Source organism: Saccharomonospora azurea NA-128 (assembly GCF_000231055.2).
GTDB lineage: Bacteria > Actinomycetota > Actinomycetes > Mycobacteriales > Pseudonocardiaceae > Saccharomonospora > Saccharomonospora azurea.
This window is the reverse complement of sequence record NZ_CM001466.1, coordinates 3238398-3258498: the sequence shown is the minus strand read 5'-3', so window position 1 is coordinate 3258498 and position 20101 is coordinate 3238398. Positions and strand designations below refer to the sequence as shown.

General features: G+C 72.1%; 22 protein-coding genes. 3 read left to right on the top strand and 19 right to left on the bottom strand.

Annotated elements, in window-relative coordinates:
• Positions 1–8 precede the first annotated feature (8 nt).
• From SACAZDRAFT_RS14880 to SACAZDRAFT_RS14835, 10 genes are all read right to left on the bottom strand, one after another.
• Entirely contained in the window at positions 9–365 is a 357-nt protein-coding gene (locus SACAZDRAFT_RS14880; RefSeq protein WP_005443033.1) for a hypothetical protein, read from the bottom strand.
• Positions 366–429: 64 nt separating this feature from the next.
• Positions 430–876 carry a hypothetical protein gene (locus SACAZDRAFT_RS14875; protein ID WP_005443031.1) on the bottom strand — a complete coding sequence of 149 codons (447 nt, stop codon included), beginning with the start codon at positions 874–876 and terminating at the stop codon, positions 430–432.
• Positions 873–1391 carry a hypothetical protein gene (locus tag SACAZDRAFT_RS14870; RefSeq protein ID WP_005443029.1) on the bottom strand — a complete coding sequence of 173 codons (519 nt, stop codon included), beginning with the start codon at positions 1389–1391 and terminating at the stop codon, positions 873–875. Before SACAZDRAFT_RS14870 ends, SACAZDRAFT_RS14875 begins: the two co-directional genes overlap by 4 nt.
• A gap of 10 nt (positions 1392–1401) precedes the next feature.
• The gene (hemB, locus tag SACAZDRAFT_RS14865; protein WP_005443026.1) at positions 1402–2373 is read right to left on the bottom strand and encodes a porphobilinogen synthase; all 972 of its coding nucleotides are present in this window, start codon (positions 2371–2373) and stop codon (positions 1402–1404) included.
• Positions 2374–2493: 120 nt separating this feature from the next.
• Entirely contained in the window at positions 2494–4029 is a 1536-nt protein-coding gene (locus tag SACAZDRAFT_RS14860; RefSeq protein ID WP_005443025.1) for a bifunctional uroporphyrinogen-III C-methyltransferase/uroporphyrinogen-III synthase, read from the bottom strand.
• 72 nt (positions 4030–4101) lie between these two features.
• Positions 4102–4995, bottom strand: coding sequence for a hydroxymethylbilane synthase (hemC, locus tag SACAZDRAFT_RS14855; RefSeq protein ID WP_232286433.1), 894 nt, complete (start codon positions 4993–4995; stop codon positions 4102–4104).
• Positions 4996–5035: 40 nt separating this feature from the next.
• Positions 5036–6367 (bottom strand): glutamyl-tRNA reductase, encoded by a 1332-nt coding sequence (locus SACAZDRAFT_RS14850; RefSeq protein ID WP_005443023.1) that lies wholly within the window; start codon positions 6365–6367, stop codon positions 5036–5038.
• Complete coding sequence (locus tag SACAZDRAFT_RS14845) at positions 6367–7167, bottom strand: redox-sensing transcriptional repressor Rex (RefSeq protein WP_005443021.1); 801 nt, start codon at positions 7165–7167, stop codon at positions 6367–6369. The genes SACAZDRAFT_RS14850 and SACAZDRAFT_RS14845 overlap by 1 nt, the downstream gene beginning before the upstream one ends.
• 192 nt (positions 7168–7359) lie before the next feature.
• Positions 7360–7608 carry a glutaredoxin family protein gene (locus tag SACAZDRAFT_RS14840; protein ID WP_005443020.1) on the bottom strand — a complete coding sequence of 83 codons (249 nt, stop codon included), beginning with the start codon at positions 7606–7608 and terminating at the stop codon, positions 7360–7362.
• Positions 7601–9166 carry an AMP-binding protein gene (locus tag SACAZDRAFT_RS14835; RefSeq protein ID WP_005443017.1) on the bottom strand — a complete coding sequence of 522 codons (1566 nt, stop codon included), beginning with the start codon at positions 9164–9166 and terminating at the stop codon, positions 7601–7603. Before SACAZDRAFT_RS14835 ends, SACAZDRAFT_RS14840 begins: the two co-directional genes overlap by 8 nt.
• A 172-nt stretch (positions 9167–9338) precedes the next feature.
• Between SACAZDRAFT_RS14835 and SACAZDRAFT_RS14830 the strand changes: the two genes are divergently transcribed.
• From SACAZDRAFT_RS14830 to SACAZDRAFT_RS14820, 3 genes are all read left to right on the top strand, one after another.
• On the top strand, positions 9339–9989 hold the full coding sequence (locus SACAZDRAFT_RS14830) for a sigma-70 family RNA polymerase sigma factor (RefSeq protein ID WP_037295310.1): 651 nt from the start codon (positions 9339–9341) through the stop codon (positions 9987–9989).
• A 79-nt stretch (positions 9990–10068) separates the two neighbouring features.
• Entirely contained in the window at positions 10069–11178 is a 1110-nt protein-coding gene (locus tag SACAZDRAFT_RS14825; RefSeq protein ID WP_005443016.1) for a DUF5667 domain-containing protein, read from the top strand.
• Positions 11179–11240: 62 nt separating this feature from the next.
• Positions 11241–12194, top strand: a complete 954-nt coding sequence (locus SACAZDRAFT_RS14820; protein ID WP_005443015.1) for an HAD family hydrolase — start codon at positions 11241–11243, stop codon at positions 12192–12194.
• A 187-nt stretch (positions 12195–12381) separates the two neighbouring features.
• On the opposite strand, the gene SACAZDRAFT_RS14815 is transcribed toward SACAZDRAFT_RS14820, so the two are convergent.
• The 9 genes from SACAZDRAFT_RS14815 to SACAZDRAFT_RS23405 all read right to left on the bottom strand — a co-directional run.
• The gene (locus SACAZDRAFT_RS14815; protein ID WP_005443014.1) at positions 12382–13368 is read right to left on the bottom strand and encodes a lysophospholipid acyltransferase family protein; all 987 of its coding nucleotides are present in this window, start codon (positions 13366–13368) and stop codon (positions 12382–12384) included.
• 17 nt (positions 13369–13385) lie between these two features.
• Positions 13386–14357: an NAD-dependent epimerase/dehydratase family protein gene (locus SACAZDRAFT_RS14810; protein ID WP_005443013.1), complete on the bottom strand. Its 972-nt coding sequence runs from the start codon at positions 14355–14357 to the stop codon at positions 13386–13388.
• A 151-nt stretch (positions 14358–14508) separates the two neighbouring features.
• Positions 14509–14610 (bottom strand): 30S ribosomal protein bS22, encoded by a 102-nt coding sequence (locus tag SACAZDRAFT_RS22540; RefSeq protein ID WP_017986394.1) that lies wholly within the window; start codon positions 14608–14610, stop codon positions 14509–14511.
• Between the two features lie 100 nt (positions 14611–14710).
• On the bottom strand, positions 14711–14923 hold the full coding sequence (locus SACAZDRAFT_RS14805) for a helix-turn-helix domain-containing protein (protein WP_005443010.1): 213 nt from the start codon (positions 14921–14923) through the stop codon (positions 14711–14713).
• A gap of 213 nt (positions 14924–15136) precedes the next feature.
• Complete coding sequence (gene proC / locus SACAZDRAFT_RS14800) at positions 15137–15946, bottom strand: pyrroline-5-carboxylate reductase (protein ID WP_005443009.1); 810 nt, start codon at positions 15944–15946, stop codon at positions 15137–15139.
• A gap of 53 nt (positions 15947–15999) precedes the next feature.
• Entirely contained in the window at positions 16000–16824 is an 825-nt protein-coding gene (locus tag SACAZDRAFT_RS14795) for a thioesterase family protein (protein ID WP_005443008.1), read from the bottom strand.
• On the bottom strand, positions 16821–17747 hold the full coding sequence (locus tag SACAZDRAFT_RS14790) for a proline dehydrogenase family protein (protein ID WP_005443007.1): 927 nt from the start codon (positions 17745–17747) through the stop codon (positions 16821–16823). Before SACAZDRAFT_RS14790 ends, SACAZDRAFT_RS14795 begins: the two co-directional genes overlap by 4 nt.
• Before the next feature lie 90 nt (positions 17748–17837).
• Positions 17838–18638, bottom strand: a complete 801-nt coding sequence (locus tag SACAZDRAFT_RS14785; protein ID WP_005443006.1) for a sugar phosphate isomerase/epimerase family protein — start codon at positions 18636–18638, stop codon at positions 17838–17840.
• Positions 18639–18640: 2 nt separating this feature from the next.
• Positions 18641–20101 (bottom strand): hypothetical protein (locus SACAZDRAFT_RS23405; protein ID WP_005442998.1); only part of this gene is annotated, 1461 nt, incomplete at its 5' end.

The window sequence follows — 20101 nt, the reverse complement described above, 5'->3', positions numbered from 1 at the left end:
CGACTTCGTCACGTGTCGCCCGGCCGGGCCTGGTGCGATGCACGTCGCCTCCGGCGCCGCCGCGTGCGCACTCCGAGCACGGCCTGGCGCGCACCGTCCACGACCAGGACACCCGCCACGGCGGCCGCGGCGAAGGCCAACCCGATCCACTCGCCCTCGTACACGTGCGACACCAGTGTCGTGCCGTCGTCGGTGCGGACCATCACGGCGATCGCGGCCGAGTTCCAGCACCACACCGCCGCCCACCCGGCGGCGACCGCGAGCAGGAGTTCGACCACCGCCACCAGGAGCCGCCACGGCTGGTGCAGGTGGTCGGAGGGGACCGGGATCCCGGGCGAGGTCGGGAAGTCGGCAGCGTCGGTCACGGCGGGCAGTCTCTCACGTCGCCGGATCGCGCCCGTCGGCTCCGGACGCTCCTCCCGTGCCCGTTCAGGCACGGTCCACCAGCCCCGACCGCAGGGCCTCCCGCAACGCGGCACCGTCCCGCGCCCACGCGAGCACGACCGTGCCGTCGGTCAACCGCACCGGCACCGCGGTGTACTTGCGCGGCACGTCGAAGCCCCCACCGAGCACGCGGGTGCCGGGCGGGGCCTCCACGTCGTCGACCGCGGCGATGTCGTCGACCCGCACGCTCTCACCGCCCTGCCACAACGCCGTGCCGGTCACCCGGACGCTCAGGAACCGGCGTCGGGCGTAGACCCACAACGCCGTCAACCCGAGCAGCCCCGCGCCCACCAGCGCCCACAGCAGCGCGTGGGCCGGGACCCCGGCGAGCAGTTCGAGGACCCAACCGGCGAGCGCGAACGCCGGTCCCCAGGTCAGGGCCCACCCGCTCGCGCCGGGCTCGTGGTAGTGGACGTCCTCCGCCGCGTTCAGCGCAGCCCGCCTCCGCCTGGCCGTGGGAAGTAGTCGGCCACGCTCGGCAGGTAGAGCAGGGCCGTGGCCACCACCGCCAGGAACGCCGCGACCAGGATGGGAATGCTGGTGGGGAACAGCAACAACTGGATCAGCAGCGTGATGGCGGCCAGCACCGTGAGGATCGTCCGGGACGAACGATTGCCCTCACGGGCCCTCCAGCCGAAGAGGGCGAAGAGGATCGCGAACGCCACGGCGGCGACGAACATCGTCCACAACAGCGTGGTCACCCCGGTGCGGATCTGCTCCTCGTCGAGGGTGTCGCTGGTGTTGAGGTCGATCAGCGCGTTCGACACACTCTCCTGCTGAGTGAGCGTGTAACCGAACGCCGCCACGAGCAGCAGACCGCCCGCCACGTACAGCCAGAAGGCCACCGACACCGGGGTCGGGGGCGTCGCCCGGCGCGCGCCGGTACCCGGCTCGGGCGGAAGTCCCTTCGCCCGCCGCTCGTCGTCCGATTCGCCTGACTCAGTCACAGCAGTGAGCCTAGTCGAGCCAGGCAGCCGCTTCAGCCGCCCAGTACGTGAGGATCATGTCCGCACCGGCCCTGCGGATCGACGTGAGCACCTCGAGGATCGTGCGCTCCCGCTCGACCCAACCGTGGGCGGCGGCGCCCTCGACCATCGAGTACTCGCCCGAGATGTTGTAGGCCGCCACCGGGACCGGCGAGGCCTCCGCCGCGGCCCGGACCACGTCGAGGTAGGCGAGCGCGGGCTTCACCATCACCGCGTCGGCCCCTTCGGCCACGTCGAGCTCGATCTCCCGCAGCGCCTCCCGCGCGTTGCCCGGATCCTGCTGGTAGGTGTTGCGGTCGCCCGAGAGCTGCGAGTCGACGGCCTCGCGGAACGGTCCGTAGAACGCGCTCGCGTACTTCGCCGAGTACGCGAGGATGCCGGTGTCGGTGTACCCGGCGTCGTCGAGCGCCCGGCGGATGACCCCGACCTGGCCGTCCATCATGCCGCTCGGACCCAGCAGGTGGGCTCCGGCCTCGGCCTGCGCCAGCGCCATGTCGGCGTAGCGCTCCAGCGTGGCGTCGTTGTCCACGGCACCGGAGGCGTCGAGAACGCCGCAGTGACCGTGGTCGGTGAACTCGTCGAGGCACGTGTCCGCCATGAGCACGGTGGAGTCGCCGAGATCGGCCCGCAGGTCGCGCAACGCGACGTTGAGGATGCCGTCGGGGTCGGTGGCGGCACTGCCCACCGCATCGCGGGTCTCGGGGACGCCGAAGAGCATGAGCCCGCCCACGCCCGCCTCCACCGCCTCGGCGGCGGCCTTGCGCAGCGTGTCGCGGGTGTGCTGCACGACACCCGGCATGCTCGCGATGGGCCGGGGCTGCGACGCGCCCTCGGCGACGAACAGGGGCAGGATCAACTGGCGCGGGCGCAGCGTGGTCTCACTCACCAACCGGCGCAGGGCGGGAGTGGTGCGCAACCGACGGGGACGATGCTCCGGAAACACCCTCCCGAGCCTACCCGGCGGTACGCACGGGAAGACCTCCTCGTCCTGACCGCCGACACGAGAAAGGCCACCCACCCGGGGCGATGACACCGGGTGGGTGGCCGTTCAGGTCTTTCCGCGTCAGGAACGGCGCGTGCGCTTGGCCTTGCGCGGCGGCGGCAGCGCACCCTCGGCACGCAGTCGCGCCGCGTGCTCCGCGAGCGCGTCGACCAGCTCCACGGCGTTGGGCCGCTCGGGACGCACGTCCACGCGCAGCCCGAACTCCGTCGCCGTTTCGGCCGTCTTCGGGCCGATGCACGCCACGAGCGTCCGCGCGTGCGGCTTACCGGCGATGCCGACCAGGTTGCGGACCGTGGACGACGAGGTGAAGCACACCGCGTCGAAGCCACCGGTCTTGATCATCTCGCGGGTCTCGGCGGGCGGCGGAGCCGCACGGACGGTGCGGTAGGCCGTCACGTCGTCGACCTCCCAGCCGCGCTCCTGCAGGCCCGCCGACAGCGTCTCGGTGGCGATGTCGGCACGCGGCAGCAGCACGCGGTTCACCGGGTCCAGCACGTCGTCGTACGGCGGGAACTCCTCCAGCAGGCCCTCGCTGGACTGCTCGCCCTTGGGCACGAGCTCCGGGATGATGCCGAACGAGCGCACCTTGTCGGCGGTCGACTCACCGACGCAGGCGATCTTCACGCCGGAGAACGCCCGGGCGTCGAGACCGAACTCGGTGAACTTCTCCCACACGGCACGCACCGCGTTGGCCGAGGTGAACACGATCCACTGGTAGCGGCCGTCCACGAGGCCCTTCACCGCACGCTCCATCTGGGCCGGGCTGCGCGGCGGCTCCACCGAGATGGTGGGCACCTCGTGCGACGTCGCACCGTGGCTGCGGAGCCGCTCGGCCATGTCACCCGCCTGCTCCTTGGTGCGCGGCACCAGCACCTTCCAGCCGTAGAGGGCACGCGACTCCCACCACGACAGCTTCTGGCGATTGCTCACGGCCTCGCCGATGGTGACCACCAGCGGACCCACGAGCTCACCCGCGTCGGCGGCGAGGGACGCCAGCGTCGAGTCGAGCGTGCGCTGCGTGTTGATGGTGCCGTTCGAGGTCACCGCGACCGGGGTCTGCGCCGGGAGACCGTGCTCCACCAGCGCCGACGCCGCCTCCGCGAGGTGGCTCGACGTCGCGTGCAACACGATGGCACCGGGCGTCGCCGCGAGCTTCGCCCAGTCGACCTCGCCGGCCCGCAGGTCCACCTCGACGTGCGCCGCACCCAGCGCGACACCCGCGTACGCGGGCACGGCCGTACCGGCGGAGACACCCGGGATCACGTCGAACACCGCGCTCGTCCGCGACACCGCCTGCACCTCGGCGACGATCGCCTGCTGCGTCAGCGGGTCACCGGCCGTCAGCCTCAGCACCAGCCTGCCCGCCTTCGCCTCCGCCGCCAGGTCCTTCGCGACGTCGCCTGGCTCGCCCACGGCGGGGCGCACCTCGGCGTCGGCGTTCGCGAAGGCCAGCACACCGGAAGGTACGTCGGGGTCGGTCACCACGAGGTCGGCCTTCGCGAGCAGCTCCTGGGCACGAACCGTCAACAGCCCGGTGTCACCAGGGCCCGAGCCCACGAAAGCGACACGCCCCGTGGTTTTGCGTGCGCGGGTCATTACGTCGTCTCTCCTCGTCGTCGACCGCGGTCTGCGCGGCCGAGCGTTCGTTCTTCCTTCTTCGGGAAACTGTCAGCGCGCCAGCGCGCCGGCACCCAGGTCGAGCAGCTCGTCGGCCAGCCTGAAGCCGAGCTGCTCCGCCTCGGACTTCTCGGCGACCGCCGACGCCCGCAGGATCCGCACCGAGTCGCCTTCGACGGCGGTGGCGGCCACGCCCCGCATCGAGACGCGCTCGATCACAGCGCCCTCGCTGTCCACGTCCTCGACCACGTCGGCCAGCGCACCCACGGGCGCGCTGCAGCCCGCTTCGAGCCGCGCGAGCAGCGCCCGCTCGGCCGTCACGGCCACCCGGGTGGGCTCGTGGTCCACGACGGAGTGGATGAGGTGCTCCATGTCCACGTCGTCGACGCGGGTCTCGACCGCCAGCGCGCCCTGCGCCGGCGCCGGCACCATCTGCAGGGGGTCGAGCGTCTCGGTGATCAGGCCGACCCGCTCGGTGCGCGCGAGTCCGGCCCTGGCCAGCACGATGGCGTCGAGCTCACCCGACTCCACCATGGCGAGCCGCCTGTCGATGTTGCCACGGATCGGCACCACGTTCAGGCCGAGACCGAGCGCCCGGAGCTGGGTCATCCGCCGAGGCGAACCCGTCCCGACGGTGGATCCCGGTGGCAACTCTCCCAGGGTGAGCCCGTCGCGCGCCACCAGCGCGTCCCGCGGGTCCTCGCGCTCCGACACGGCCGCCAGCGCGATGCCGGGCTGCGGCGCGGTCGGCAGGTCCTTGTAGGAGTGCACCGCGATGTCGACCTCGCCGTCCAGGAGCGCCTGGCGCAGGGCGGAGGTGAAGACACCCACCCCGATCTCGGCGATCGGCGCGGACGACTGGTCGCCCGGAGTCGCCACCGGGACGAGTTCGACCTTCCACCCCGCCTTCTCCAGCAACGCCGCGACCGTACCGGTCTGCGACATCGCGAGCCTGCTGCCGCGCGTGCCGATACGGAGAGTCCTGTCAGTCACTTCGTTCACCGTCGATCTGCTCGTGCTTGGACGCCGCTGACGGGCTCGACACCACGGTGGGCGCCTGCGGGTCGAGTCCGAACAACTCCCGCAGTGCGTTGGCGTAGTCGGTGTCGGCCTTCTCGGCGGCGAGTTGCTTGACGCGCACGGTCGGGGCGTGCAGGAGCTTGTCCACGACCCGGCGGACCGTGCGGCCCAGTTCGTCGCGGACGGCGCCGTCGAGGTCGGGCAGACGCCGGTCGAGCCGCAACAGCTCGGCGTCCACCACCTCGGCCGCCCGCTTGCGCAACGCGGTCACGGTGGGCGTCACCGCCGCGCTGCGCTGTCCTGCCAGGTAGTCGCGCACCTCGTCGAGCACGATGCCGGAAGCCCTGGCGAGTTGTTTCTCCGTGGTGGCCGTCCCGGCCTCGGCCATGCGCTTGCGCACCGTCTCCAGGTCCACGAGCGCGACGCCGGGGACCTCCTCGACGGCCGGGTCGACATCCCGCGGCAGGCCGAGGTCGCAGACCACCACGGGGTCATCGGCGCGCGGTGCGACGTGGTCGGCCAGAAGCACGGGGTCCTTCGCGCCGGTGCACACCACGACGACGTCGGCCGACGCGACCTCCGTGGCCAGATCGGACATCGGGGCGGCCTTCGCGGACCCGCCCTGCTCGGTGATCGAGGCCGCGAGCCGCGCGGCCCGCTCGGGCGTGCGGTTGATCACCGTGATCCCGGCGACACCGCCCTTCCGCAGCTGCGACGCCGCCAGCGCTCCCATCGAACCCGCGCCGACGACGAGCGCCCGCGTGCCGGCCAGCTCCCCCGCCGCGGCGAGGGCCTCCGACACCACGGACGCACCGAGCCGGTCGAGACCGGTCTCGCTGTGCACGCGCTTGCCGACCCGCAGAGTCGTCTGCACCAACTCGTGCAGCGTCCTGCCGACGGTGCCGGCCTCCCGGGCGGTGGCGTAGGCCGCCCGCACCTGCCCGAGGATCTGCGTCTCGCCGACGACCATCGAGTCCAGGCCCGACGCCACCGAGAACACGTGCTCCACCGCGGCACCCGCGTAGTGCACGTAGAAGTTGTCGTACAGCTGGGCGGGCTCCATGCCCGCCTGCCTGGCCAGCACCTCCGAGATGCCCGCCAGCCCGCCGTGGAAGGTTTCGACCACCGCGTAGACCTCGATGCGGTTGCACGTCGACAGCAGCATGACCTCGGACACGTCGTCCGCCTGCTGCAGCTCGTACAGCACCTTCCCCACCTCGGCGGCCGGGACCGCGACACGCTCCAGAGTCGCCAGGTCGGCGGTCCGATGGGAGAGGCCGATCGCCAGAACGCTCATCAGGACACCACCACATCCTTCGTACCGTCCGCGGTCGTGCCGGCGCTGCCGGCCTCGTCGGCCGCCCTTCGTGCCACGTGGAAGGACAAGATCTGCAACTCCACCGCCAGGTCGACCTTTCGCACCTCGACATGTTCGGGCACCTGCAAGACCACGGGGGCGAAGTTCAGAATGGACTGCACTCCGCCGGCCACGAGCCGGTCGCACACCGACTGCGCCGCGGTCGGCGGCGTCGCGATCACCCCGATGGAGATGCCGCGCTCGGCACACACCGTGGGGATGTCGTCGAGGTGCGACACCGGGACCCCGCCCACCGGGACTCCGATCAGGTCGGGATCGATGTCGAACAGCGCCTCGACGGGAAAACCGCGTCCGGGGAAGCCACCATAGTTGGCCAACGCGTGACCGAGGTTGCCGATTCCCACGACGGCGACCTTGTGCTGCCGCGTCAGGCCCAGTATCCGCTCGAGCTGCCCCACCAGGACCTGCACCTCGTAACCCACGCCACGCGTGCCGTACGAGCCGATGTAGGACAGGTCCTTGCGCAGCTTGGCGGAGTTCACCCCCGCCGCGGTCGAGAGCTCCTCACTCGACACCGTGGTGGCGCCCTGCTCCGCCATCGCCGAGAGCACCCTCAGGTACACGGCGAGCCGGGCGACGGCCGCCTCCGGGATCGCCCGCGCGGAGTGGGCGCCCGCCGAGGCGGTCGAGGCGACCTCGGCGGCTCCGGCGGTCTCCGCCTCGGGAGCGCGCCTCGGCGCGGGTGCGGACCCATTGCGCCGGCCCCGCTGTGCCACCACGCTGGACTCCTGTCACCAGATTGCGGAAAAATCAACTCTTGACCGAGCGGGCACGTTGGTGTTCGATGCCGGGCGCCGCGCGGTGATGGGCCTACGGTAGCCAACTTGTGAACGTAGGCACAAAGCGGCTGGTGGGGACGTTGACGCAGGCCACATCGACCGCTGAACGACCGTCGACGGGGTCGTCGGGGGTCACTCCGACAGCGCGGCCCGCAGGCGGTCCTCGTCCACCGACCAGTACCCGTGCTCGACGTCGTCCACGAGGATCACCGGCACCCGGTCGCCGTACTCGGCGCGCCACTCCGGGTCGGTGTCCACGTCGGCCGTCGACCACGCCACTCCGAGCTCGCCACAGATCCGCTCCACGTCCTGCTCCGCGCGCTCGCACGCCGAACAGCCGGCGCGCGTCATCACCACGACGGTGTGTTGGGACTCAGGCATGCTCCCCATCCTGACGCAGCACCTCGACGTCGCGGAGGCCGACCCGGCGAACCTTGCCCGTCGGCGAGTACGGCAGCACGTCGGCGAACGTCACCACCTTGGGCACCTTGTAGCCGGCCAATCGCGCGGCGCAGTGATCGATCACCTGCTGCTCGGACAGTGCCGCCCCCGGTTCGGGCACGATCACCGCCTTGACCGCCTCGCCGCTGCGCTCGTCGAGGACGCCGACCACCGCCACCTCGCGAACCTGCGGCAACTCGCAGATCACGCCCTCGACCTCGTGCGGGTACACGTTGAACCCGTTGACCAGCACGAGGTCGCCCGCACGGTCGACGAGGTGGAGGTCGCCGTCGGTGTCGACGTAGCCGACGTCACCGGTGCGGAACCAGCCGTTCGCGTCGGGCCCGTGGGCGCCGTCGGGCCAGTAACCCGAGAAGAGGTTGGCGCCCCGGACGGCCACCAGCCCGGTGCCGTCGGCGTCGTCGAACGTGTCGTCGGGGTCGTCCGGGTCCGGCGCCGCGCCACCCGCGCTGCCGTCGCTGTCCACCAGCGCCACCTCCACGCCCGGCAGCGGCCTGCCGACCGAACCGGGTTTGGCGTAGCCGGTCACGAGCGTCGACGTGACCACCGGGGAGGCCTCCGTCAGGCCGTACCCCTCGAACACCGGCAGTCCCGTCGCGGCCCGGATGTCGGCCAGCACCTTGGGTCGCAGTGGAGCCGCGCCCGACAGCAGCAGCCGCACCGTCGAGAGGTGTTCGCCCAGCTCGTCGGCGGGCCGAGCGGCCATCTCGACGTACATCCCCGGCACCCCGAGCACCACGGTGACCCGGTGGTACAGGCAGTCCGACAGCGCGGTACGCACCTCGAACCGGGGCGCTGTGACCACGGTGGCCCCCGCCGCCGTCGCGGTCAACAATCCGCACCCGAGCGCGTACACGTGGTGCATCGGCACCGCCACGAACACGCGGTCGGACGGCTCCACCGGCGAGGGCGTGACCGATCTCAGCTGCGTGACGTTGGCGAGCAGGGCCCGGTGCGAGAGCATCACCCCGCGCGGCGAGCCCGTCGTGCCGGACGTGTACAGCAGCGCGGCGAGGTCCTCGCCGCCCCGCCCCGGCGCGAGGTCTCCGGCACTGCCTCCAGGCGACGCGGTGGCGTCGAGCACCGGCTCGACCGACGTCACCGGGACGTCGGCGGTCTCCACCGGCCGGGCGGTCAGGACGACGCGTGCCCCGCTGTGATCGAGGATCGTGGCGGGCTCCGGGTCGTACGGGTTGAGGGGCACGGCGATCGCACCCGCCCGCAAGGCGGCGTAGAAGGCGACGACGAACGCCGACGACGTCGGTAGTCGCACCGCCACCCGATCGCCGGGCACGACTCCCGCCTCGCGCAGCCGCAGGGCCGTGGCCCGTACGGCGAGCTCGATCTCGCTCCAGGTGCGAGTGACCTCGGTCGCGGTGTCGATCAACGCGAGCGTGTCCGGCCGAGTCCGTGCGGCCTCGGCCACGAGGTCGGCGACGTTGCTGCTCTCACCCGTCACAACCTGCCCCTTTCCCATCCCCAGAGTGTCCCAGCGCGGGAGCGCGACGCGGACACGAACCGGAGCCGTCTCCGATTCGCAACAAGAACACCACTACCTACTTGGCGGTAACAACACGTATGCTCCATCGGGCGACGTAGTGGCGATGATCACGCGGAGGCCGGGAACGGGCCCGGAGGAGGTGCGACACGTGAGCATGCCGATCGCTGTTGCTGCAGGTCCAGCACCCTCGGCGCTGGTCGGGGCGAGACGGAGTTCCCCTCGGCCCCAGCCCGCCGATCCGACCGTGGCCGAGAACTGGGAGCTGGTGCGCGCCGCCCAGCGGGGCGACACCACCGCCTTCGCGACGCTGTACGACCGCCACGTCGACGGCGTGTTCCGGTACGTCCTCCTCCGCGTCGGGGACCGCCACCTCGCCGAGGACGTCACCAGCGAGACCTTCCTGCGCGCACTCCGCCGCATCACGTCGATCTCCTACCAGGGACGCGACGTGGGCGCGTGGTTCACCACCATCGCCCGCAACCTCGTGTTCGACCACGTGAAATCCAGCCGCTTCCGCCTGGAGGTGGTCACCGACGACGTGGCCGAACCCGGCACGACCTCCGACGCGCCCCCGGGCCCGGAACAGCAGGTCATCAGCCGGACGACCAACGACGAGCTGCTGCGCTGCATCGGCGACCTCGGCGACGACCAGCGCGAGTGCATCATCCTGCGGTTCATCCAGGGATACTCGGTGTCGGAGACGGCCGCGATCATGCAGCGCAACGAGGGCGCCGTGAAGGCCCTCCAGCACCGCGCTGTCCGGCGCCTCGCCAAACTGCTTCCCCGCGGCGTGTGGTGAGCCACGTGGCGTAACCGCACCGGACCGTGGCTCGTTGCTCCGGCAGCGAACGACGGCGACTGGTGTGGAGGCGGGCGCGGTGGGCAGGACTGCGTGGCTGCGCACCCGCAGCCGCGACGACGAACGGTTCGCCCGCGCCGTCGACTCACCCACCGACCCGACCGACGACACGGCCGAGTTCGACACCGAGCTCGCCGTCGTGGCGGCGCTGCGGAGGCTGGGGGATTCCGTGGCGGTCGAGCCGGACCTTCGCGACCGCATGGCCCGCCGCGTGACCACCGCCGTGCCGCCCACACGCTCCCGGCCCCGCCTGGTCCCCGTGCTCACCGCCCTCGGCGCCACGCTCGCGGCCGTGCTCGGACTCGGGTTCTCGCTGTCCCGCGACGCACTGCCCGGCCAACCGCTCTACCCGCTCAAACGCATCGAGGAGGCGGCCACGCTCGGCCTGACGTTCGACACCGAGCACGACGCGGCACGCAGGCTGGCCTACGCCGCTCGCCGGATCGACGAGATGACCGCCCTGGGCGAGCACGGAGCACGGGACACCGACCGCTACCGGACGGCTCTGGAGGACTTCACCCGCCACGCCACCGCGGGAGCCTCCCGGTTCACCACCCTCGCCACGCGCACCGACGGCCGGGGACTCACCACGCTGGCCTCGTGGGCCCAGCGCGAGTCCGTCGGCCTCACCGACGCCGCGCACGAGCTGCCGACCTCGGTGCGAACGGACGTCGTGACCCTGCTCGACCGCATCGAACGACGCGCCGCGACGCTGTCCGAGCGCATGCCCTGCTACGAGATCACCGCGCCCCGCACCGACGACCTCGGCGTCCTGCCCGCCACGAGCACGTGCGTCCCGGACCCGGCGGACCGGGCCTGGCGCCGGGACCTCCCCGCGCCCCCACCGCCGCCGCGACCGGAGCGGCACACCGGAGCGCCCCCGGCCGAACCGCGCGGCGAGATGCACCACCCGGCTGCGGAGGAGGGCACGACCGATGTCGTGGAACAGGCCGTCGCCACCGCCCACACCCCGGCCGGGCCGCCACTGGACGACACCGCCGTGGCGCGGCGGCCCGAGCCCCCACCGTCGCCCGTCGACCGGCCACGACTGCCCGACTCGACCCCGTCGCCCGCCGCCGTGAGCATCCCACCGTCGCTGCCCGGATTGCCCGAGGTCACCATCGGATAGCTCTCCGGTGTCGCCGCCACGCTCGTTACTCTGTGACCAAGCGCCGGAGGCGGACCATACGTATGGAGGCGGTGTACGTGTCTCGGTGGCGGAGCCGCGGTAAGGGGCGGGAACGCGAGCGGCTCGCCGCGCTGGCGGGAGAGGCGTCGGCCGAAGCCGCCGTCGCGATGGAAGCCGCCTCGGTCGCCACAGCCGAACCCGCGGCCGAGCCCGAGACCCCGGACGTCGAGCGCGTCCCCGTTCCCCAGGACCTCACCGCCGCCGCGTTCTTCGACGTCGACAACACGATGATGATGGGCGCGTCGATCTTCCACTTCGCCCGGGGTCTGGCGGCGCGCAAGTACTTCAGCACGTCCGACCTCGCGGGGTTCGCCTGGCAACAGGTCAAGTTCCGCGTCGGCGGACGGGAAAGCCACCAGGGCGTCCAGTCGAGCCGCGAGCAGGCGCTGTCGTTCGTGGCGGGCCGGACCGTCGACGAGATGGTCGCCATCGGCGAGGAGATCTACGACGAACTCATGGCCGACCGCATCTGGGAAGGCACCCGAGCACTGGCGCAGATGCACCTCGACGCGGGCCAACGGGTCTGGCTGGTCACCGCCACGCCGGTGGAGCTGGCCGCCATCATCGCCCGCAGGCTCGGTCTCACCGGCGCCCTCGGCACCGTCGCGGAGAACGTGGACGGCGTGTACACGGGCAGGTTGGTCGGCGACCTCCTGCACGGGAGGGCCAAGGCCCACGCCGTGCGTGCGCTCGCCGCCCGGGAGGGCCTCAACCTGCGGCGCTGCACGGCGTACTCGGACTCGCAGAACGACGTCCCGATGCTGTCGGTCGTCGGCACCGCCGTGGCCGTGAACCCGGACTCGGGGCTGCGCGAGGTCGCCCGCGCCCGCGGGTGGGAGATCCGCGACTTCCGCACCGGACGCAAGGCCGCGAAGATCGGTGTCCCTTCGGTGCTGGGCGCCGGTGCGCTGGCCGGCGCCGTCGCCGCGGGCATCGCTTACCGCAACCGAACCTGACGCCGTGTCCGCGCCTCCCGCACGCGTGTCCGCAGGCTGCGCACATGTGTCCGCACTTCCTGCACGCGTGTCCGCAAGCTGCGACACGGCGTCGGTCTGACGTCACGACCGAGCCGTACCGGAGTCGCCAACACGCGTACGGCAAGTGCGGACACGCGTGCGTGGCACGCGGACACGGTGTTGGGCGTCAGCCCGAGAAGATGCCTCGGCGGCGGGCCAGCCTGCGGTAGAGCATGTTCTGGATGCTCTCGCGCACCTGGTCGGTGAGCGTCAGCACCAGCATCTGATCGTCGTCCGCGTCGGCGGCGTAGCCGTCGGTGCGGATGGGCTCGCCGAACTCGATGTACCACTTCGTCGGCAACGGCACCGTGCCGAGCGGCCCGAGCAGCGGGAAGAACGGCGTCACCGGGAAGTACGGCAGGCGCAGCAACCGCGCCAGCGGCCGGATGTCGCCGATCTTCGGGTAGATCTCCTCCGCACCCACGATGGCGCACGGGATGATCGGCGCCGAGGTCCGCAACGCCGCCGACACGAACCCGCCCCGCCCGAAACGCTGGAGCTTGTACCGCGCCGAGAACGGCTTGCCGATGCCCTTGAACCCCTCCGGCCAGACACCCACCAGCTGCCCGTCCCGCAGCAGTCGTTCCGCGTCGGGGTGACACGCAAGCGTTTGCCCCGTCTTACGCGCGAGCGAACCGAGCACCGGGGTGTCGAAGACCAGGTCCGCGCCCAGCATGCGCAGGAAGCGACGTTCGGGATGCTCCTGGTGCACGGCGAACGCGGTCATCACGGCGTCGAGCGGCAGCACACCCGAGTGGTTCGACACCAGCAGCGCGCCACCCGTGTCGGGAATGTTGTCGACGCCGGTCGTGGTGACCCGGAACCACCGCTCGTACAGCGGTCGCACCAGCGGAAGCAGCACGTTCTCGGTCAGTTCGGCGTCGAAACCGAACTCGTCGACCTCGTAGTCGCCGCTGACCCTGCGCCGCACGAAGTCGAGCAGCCCGCCCGGTGACAGACGCTGGTCGGACTCGCCGCGCACGGGGAGCGGGACGACTCTCGACCGCTCGCGGGCCGCATCACCGGGGTCACCGCCGTCGGCGTGGTCGCCGCTGCGTGCGCCGTGCCCGTCGGGGCGCAGCGGGACCACCTTCGCCCTGCCGCGTGCCGTCACGATGCACCGTCCCTTCGTCAGGCGGTCGCCCGCCGCCCCGCCACGGCGTCGTCGAACGCCTCGCGGGTCGTCCACCGCGGCGAGTAGCCGAACTCCCGCTCCAGCCTGCCGGTGTCGACCACGCATCCGTAGTTCAACAGTCGCAGCAGGTCGGCCGACACGTGCACCTGGCGGGTGAGCCGCAACGCGGTCGCGACGGGAGCCATGGTGATCCTCGGCAGGCCGACGCCGAGGTGACCCGCCCGCCGGATGGCCTGCGAGAGCGGCAGGACACCGGCCCCCGCCACGTTGTAGACGCCCGGCCGGTCCCGGGTCACGGCACGCTCCAACACCGCGAGCGCGTCGTCGGCGTGCAGAAACTGCAACCGCCCGTCGAAACCGAACCCGGTCGGGACGAGCGGCAGCGACAGGTACCTCCGCAACACGGTGTCGACGTCGGGGGCCACGATGTCGGCGAACCGGAACGTGGTCACCTGCACGTCGGGCCGCCGCCGCGCGAAGCCGCGGACGTAGCCCTCCAGCTCGACGGCGTCCTTCGAGTAGCCGGTGGCCGTGGCGGGGATGAGTTCGGCGTCCTCGGTGAACACGGCCTGGGACCGCGAGGAGGCGCCGTAGACGGCCGTCGTCGAGGTGACGACGACCTTGCGGACGTGCGGCGAGTTCTGGCCCGCGGCGAGCAGCCGCATGGTGCCGATGACGTTGGCTTCCTTGATCGCCGCACGGCGACCCGAGCCCGCGGGGTGGCAGGTGGGGGCGGCGTGGACCACCGTGTCCACCTTCGCGGAGGTCATGATCTTCGCTATCAGAGGATTGCGGATGTCGACCCGAGCGAACTCCGCCCGGCCGAGGCCGTGGAGCACGTCCGAGTCGGGCGGCGCGGTGTCCACACCGACGACCCGCTCGACGTCGGCACACGCACCCAGTCTCGACAGCAGCCGTCCCCCCAGCGCACCGGAGACTCCGGTGACGAGGACGACGTGGGACGGCATCAGACCCCCGTGTGACAGGCGCAGTCGCGCCCCCGGACTGGATGATCCAGGGCGGATGCTACCCCGACACCTCGGTGCCGGGGCGAGCTACGCACGCCTCGCCGGACGATCCCCTCGTCGCGGCCGTGCCGACACCCGCGGGCCTGTGGCCTCACTTACCCTGCTTGCGGCGCTGCATACGCGTACGGCGAAGCAGCTTGCGGTGCTTCTTCTTCGACATCCGCTTACGGCGCTTCTTGATTACCGAGCCCACACCACGCTCCTAACGGTCGGTCGCGAACGGCTCCTCAGGTTACCCGGGCACGTCCGCGCGGCTGTGCGTGGCCCTCCCGCGCCGAGGCCTGGCCCACGTCTCAACCCACGTCGAAGTAGGCGTTGTCGAGGTAGGAGTGGACGGCCTCTTCGGGCACCCGGAACGACTTGCCGACGCGGACGGCGGGCAGCTCTCCGGAGTGCACGAGTCGGTAGACGGTCATCTTGGACACCCGCATCAGCGCGGCGACCTCGGCCACCGTCAGAAAGTGCACGTGGCCACCAGACTCGTCCTCGTGGTTGTTCGGCGGCATAGCGATTCACCGTGTCCCTTGCCACGCGCCGTGCCGCTCGGCTTCCCCACCGAGCGGTACCGACACGCGCGTGCTTCCACCGAGACTAGCCGGGCCGACCGGGGCCCGGCGACGTCTGCCGAGGCGAAAGGGGGAACTCGGACGGAGGGAAGTCACCGATCACCACCCGCGCGCGTGTGCCGTGCTCGCGGTCAGGGCGATCGGCCCGCGAGATCAGTCCTCGTGGGCGCGGCCGAGCTCGACAGAGCGGTCGCGCGCGGCCTCGATGGCGGCCAGCAGCGCGGCCCGGACTCCGTGCTTCTCGAGCTCGCGGATGGCGTTGATCGTCGTACCCGCGGGCGACGTCACGGCTTCCCTGAGCAGGACCGGGTGGCTCTCGCTCTCGTCGAGCATCTTGGCCGCGCCGACGGCGGACTGCACGATCAGCTGCTCGGCGACCGCCCGCGGCAGGCCCAGCAGGATGCCCGCGTCGATCATGGCTTCGACCAGGTAGAAGAAGTACGCCGGGCCGGAGCCGGACAGGGCCGTCACCGCGTCCTGCTGCGTCTCCGGCACCTCCACGACCTTGCCCACGCAGCTGAGCAGTTCGGTGACGGTCCGCACGTGCTCCGGACCGGCGTGGCGGCCCGGCGACACGGCGCTCATGGCCTCACCCACGAGCATCGGCGTGTTGGGCATGACCCGCACGACCGGCGTGCCGGAGGGCAGCCGGCGCTCGAACAGGGCCGTCGGCAGACCCGCGCACAACGACACCACGAGGGTCTCCGGTCGCAGCACCGGCGACAGGCGGTCGAGCAGGGACTCGATGTCCTGCGGCTTCACCGCCACCACGAGCAGGTCGGCACGCTTCGCCGCGTCCTCGACCGTCACGCCGGTGATCCCGTACGTGGCCTCCAGCTCCGCCGACCGTTCCGGGTGGCGTTCGGTGAAGAGCAGGCCCTCGGGAGCCCGCCCGCTCTTGAGCAGCCCCGACAGCAGCGCCTCACCGATCTTGCCCGCACCCAGTACCGCGATGGTTCCCATGGCGCCAACCCTATGCACTCGACCCGAGGCGGGCGCCCCGCGAGAGGGAATCGTCACGGCAGGGGCGCCAACGCGAGCTGCCGGGCCTGGCACACGATGCGGCCGTGACTGTCGACGACGACGGCGTCGGAGTCGAACCACCCCTCGTGGACGGCGCGGCAGTCGACCTGGATCCGGAGCCACCCCGGGTGGGGGCGGGTCCGCACCAGCGACGTGAGTTGCACCGTCGGCGCCCACCCCGTCGCCCCCAGGTTGAAGACCACCGGCGGGTTCAGATCCCCGGCCACCAGGAGGAAGAACGGGTCGGGCTCCGAGTGACGCGGCCGCGCCCACAGCCGCAGCCGCGGCGGCTCGTCCCGACGTCCCGCGAGGAACCCCGCGGTGGCCGGGTCGACCCGGACGTCACAGCCCTTGGCCAGGTGGAACAGGCCCTCGGCGGTGCGGCCCGACAGCGCGACCGCGCTCGCCGGCGGTTCCGGTGGCAGGGCGGGTGCATCGTTCCACGCGGCGGGCCGCAACGGTAGCCTGCCCGCCGTCACCCGCGCTTCGACACAGCTGCGCCCACGTTGTTCGATGCTCACGGCCACCACCGTCGTCCGCCGGCCCGCCTTGCGGACGTCGGTGCGCAGCAGCACCGGACCCAGCGCGAGCGCGTGCAGGAACTCGGCGCTCACGGCCAGCGGTTCGGTGGGCGGCTCGCCCGCCTCGAACAACGCCCTGACGGCGGCCTTCGCTGCGAGCGCGAGCAGGAACCCGCCATGGGGGTGCCGGCCGATGGACCACTCCAACCGGAGATCGGCGGTGAAGGTCCCGTCCCCGAGTGAACGCACCTCGCACGCGGCCGCGAAGGGCAGCGGCTCCGATTCGACGGCGCTCACGAACGGCTGGCCAGGGCGCGCAGGAACAACGCCAGGTTCGCGGGGCGCTCCGCCAGCCTCCGCATCAAGTAGCCGTACCACTGTTCCCCGAACGGCACGTACACACGCACGGTTTCCCCTTCCGCGGCCAGTCGGCGCTGTTCGTCCGGCCGGACGCCGTACAGCATCTGGTACTCGTAGCTGCCTCGTTCCCTGCCGTACCAGCGGGTGCGCTGCCGCAGCAACCCGACCAGACGGGGGTCGTGGGTCGCGAACATGGCGTACGCGCCACCCTCCAACAGCAGGTTGGCACAGCGCACGTAGCTGAGGTCCACCGCGTGGGCGTCGGGGTGGACGACGTCGGCCGGCTCGGCGTAGGCGCCCTTGCACAGGCGGACCCGCGACCCCTTGTGCGCCAACGCGGCGACGTCCGACTCCGTGCGGGTCAGATAGGACTGGACCACGGCACCCACCCACGGCCAGGTGCGGCGCGCCTCGCCCACCACGCGCAGCGTGCCGTCGGTGGTGGTGTGGTCCTCCATGTCGACGGTCACGGTGGTTCCGCAGTCCTCCGCGGCTGCGCAGATGCGCCGCAGATTGCGTGCCGCGAGGGCCTCGTCGCCGGCCACGGTCAACGCCGACAGTTTGACGCTCACCTCGGCGCTGCCCGACAGGCCTTCGACGGACAGGGCGTCGAGCAGCCGCAGGTAGGTGTCGACCGTCTGCTCGACCAGTCCGGCGTCGCGGGTGTACTCGCCCAGGTAGTCCAACGTCGCGCAGCGGCCGTCGGCCGCGAGCTCCCTGACGGCCCCCAGAGCGTCCGCAACGGTCTCACCGGGCACGAACCGGGCGACGATCTGCCGGGTGCCCGGGGCCGTGGCGACCACGCGCCGAATCAGGTCGTTGTCGGCGGCGGCGAGAATCGATGATCGCAGCGGCTCCACGAAGCAAACTCTACGGGGCACAGGCGCGAAAGCCATGCCTACCCGCGACGAGATCGACTTCCGGCATGGTGTCCCTGCGCACGTTGCCGGTCACTGTCCGAGATGGAGACGGGTGAACAAGAGCGCCTCGGCGAGGTCGGCCACCCGGTGGGCGGGGTATCGGGCCGCCCGCGTGTTGACTTCGAGTACCACGGTGCCCTGGTAGTCCCGTTCCACCAGGCGCTCCAACAGCTCCGCGCACGGCTGGTCGCCCCGGCCGGGCACGAGGTGCTCGTCCTTCGGCACGCCGGTGCCGTCGGCCAGGTGCACGTGTGCGAGCCCGTCACCCATCCGGTCGGCCAGCGCGAGCGCGTCCATTCCCGCCGCCGCGGTGTGCGACAGGTCGAGCGTGTAGTTCGCGTAGCCCACCTCGGTCGGGTCGATGGACGGCCGGAACGCCGACACGCGGGCGTTGCGACGTCCTCCGGGCGGCCGGACCTTGAACATGTTCTCGACCGCGACCGCCACGCCGCTCTTCTCCTCCAGTTCGGCGACGAGGTCGGCGAAGCGGTCGCCGTAGCGCCGCTGCCACCGGAACGGCGGGTGCACCACCACCGTCTTCGCCTCCAGTTCGAGCGCCGCCTCCACCGATCGGCGCAGCCGCACCTCGGGGTCCGGCGACCACACGCGCTGGGTGATGAGCAGCGACGGCGAGTGCAGCGACAGCACGGGCACACCGGTGTCGAGACTGTGCTTGCGCAGGGCGTCGACGTTCTGGCTGTCGGGATCGACCCACACCATGACCTCGACGCCGTCGAAGCCGAGTTCGGCGGCGAGTTCGAAGGCGTGTTGCGCCCGCAACGGCCACACCGAGGCCGTGGACAGCGCCACCGGAACAGCCGGACCGGGCACGGCTATCGCGACACCAACAACAGCGCCGCGGGCGACACGGTCACCACCAGGCCGACCAGCAGCGCCAGCACGGTGGTCTGGGTGTCCTCCGCCCGGCGGACCTTGCGGACGACCCACACGAGCCCGACGGTGACCACCAGGGCGGCGATCAACGCGGCCGCGGGCAGTTTGCCCCAGAGCCAGTTGAAGCCCAGCCAGACACCGGCACCGCCCGCCACGCCGAGCGCCAGCTGCCCGGCCAGCACGAGCCACTGCTTCGCGGGCGACCCCTCGTCGGCCGCGTCGTCGTCGGCGTCGGCATCGCCGTCGGCCCGCGCCTTCGCGTCGCGTCCGCGCGCCTCGTCGCTGTCGTCGTCATCGTCACCGACCGCGTCGCCGTCGCCGTAGTCGCCGTAGTCGTCGTAGTCGCCGTCGCGGTGGCCGCGAACGTCGTCGTCCTCGCCGTACGGGTCGCCGTAGACGTCATCGGCGTAGGGGTCGTCCGCGTAGGCGCCGTACCGCGAGTCGTAGGCGCCTTCGCCGAGTGGGTCGTCGTCGAGCGCTCCACCGACCCGCGTGGCGTCAGCGTCGTCATCGTCGTCGAAGTCCGGAACGTAGTACCCGGTCGACGGGCCGTCGTCCTCGTCCTCGTCGAGCGAGGCGGGTGGGTGGATCTGGGTCGCCTCGACCGACGAGTCGTCGGCGTCGCCGAGGTCGTCACCGCGCCGACCGGGCCAACCGCTCAGCCCGGCGGGAGGTTCGTCGGCACGCACCGGCTCGGCCAGCGCGGTCTTCTCCGCATCGCTCTCCACCGATCCCGCGGAGACGGCGGGCAGCTGCTCGGTGTGCGGCTCGGGCTCCGGCGCCGGGGCACCCCGCGGCGGCCTGCGCCGGCGCGGCGGCATCGGGAACCGGCCCGATCGCTGCGGCGGCCCCTGAGGAGGCGCGGGCGCGGCGGCCTGCTCCTGCTCCTCGGCTTCGAGGCCGTCGAGCCGGGCCGCCAACAGGCCGTCCTGCGACGCGGGCGCCGACGGCGGCGCGGGAGGAGGCGGTGCGGGCACCCGGCGGGTCGCCGTCATCCGGCTCGCCGGGTCGGGCGCCTGCGGGTTCTGCGTCTTCGGGGCCTGGGGAGCCTGAGGTGCCTGCGGTGCCTGCGGTCCGGCCGGCTTCCCCGGAGCGGGTGGTGTGGGGCCGCCGGGACCGGTGGAACCACTCGGCGCCGCGCCCGCGGGCGGCACCGGGTTCGGACCGCTGCTCTGCTGCGGCTTCGGCGGCAGGCGGAAGCCGTTGGTCGTCGGCTTGCCGTAGCCGGTGCTGTGCGCCGTGCTCGGAGTCAGGTTCGACTGCGTGGGAGACGGGTTCGCGGGCGGCTGGGCCGATCGCGTGCTCTGACCGCGCGGAGGCAGCGGCGGGCGAGCCGGGGGCTCGGCACCGCCGGACGCCGGATAGGCGCCCGAGTTCTGCGGCGTGCGGGCCGGCAGCTG

What these genes read in the sequence shown, in the direction of transcription:
- SACAZDRAFT_RS14860 (WP_005443025.1), bottom strand. Translation starts at nt 4,029, where the DNA reads ATGACCCGCGCACGCAAAACCACGGGGCGTGTCGCTTTCGTGGGCTCG.
- hemC (WP_232286433.1), bottom strand. Translation starts at nt 4,995, where the DNA reads ATGTCGCAGACCGGTACGGTCGCGGCGTTGCTGGAGAAGGCGGGGTGG.
- SACAZDRAFT_RS14850 (WP_005443023.1), bottom strand. Translation starts at nt 6,367, where the DNA reads ATGAGCGTTCTGGCGATCGGCCTCTCCCATCGGACCGCCGACCTGGCG.
- SACAZDRAFT_RS14840 (WP_005443020.1), bottom strand. Translation starts at nt 7,608, where the DNA reads ATGCCTGAGTCCCAACACACCGTCGTGGTGATGACGCGCGCCGGCTGT.
- SACAZDRAFT_RS14835 (WP_005443017.1), bottom strand. Translation starts at nt 9,166, where the DNA reads ATGGGAAAGGGGCAGGTTGTGACGGGTGAGAGCAGCAACGTCGCCGAC.
- SACAZDRAFT_RS14820 (WP_005443015.1), top strand. Translation starts at nt 11,241, where the DNA reads ATGGAGGCGGTGTACGTGTCTCGGTGGCGGAGCCGCGGTAAGGGGCGG.
- SACAZDRAFT_RS14810 (WP_005443013.1), bottom strand. Translation starts at nt 14,357, where the DNA reads ATGCCGTCCCACGTCGTCCTCGTCACCGGAGTCTCCGGTGCGCTGGGG.
- SACAZDRAFT_RS14805 (WP_005443010.1), bottom strand. Translation starts at nt 14,923, where the DNA reads ATGCCGCCGAACAACCACGAGGACGAGTCTGGTGGCCACGTGCACTTT.
- proC (WP_005443009.1), bottom strand. Translation starts at nt 15,946, where the DNA reads ATGGGAACCATCGCGGTACTGGGTGCGGGCAAGATCGGTGAGGCGCTG.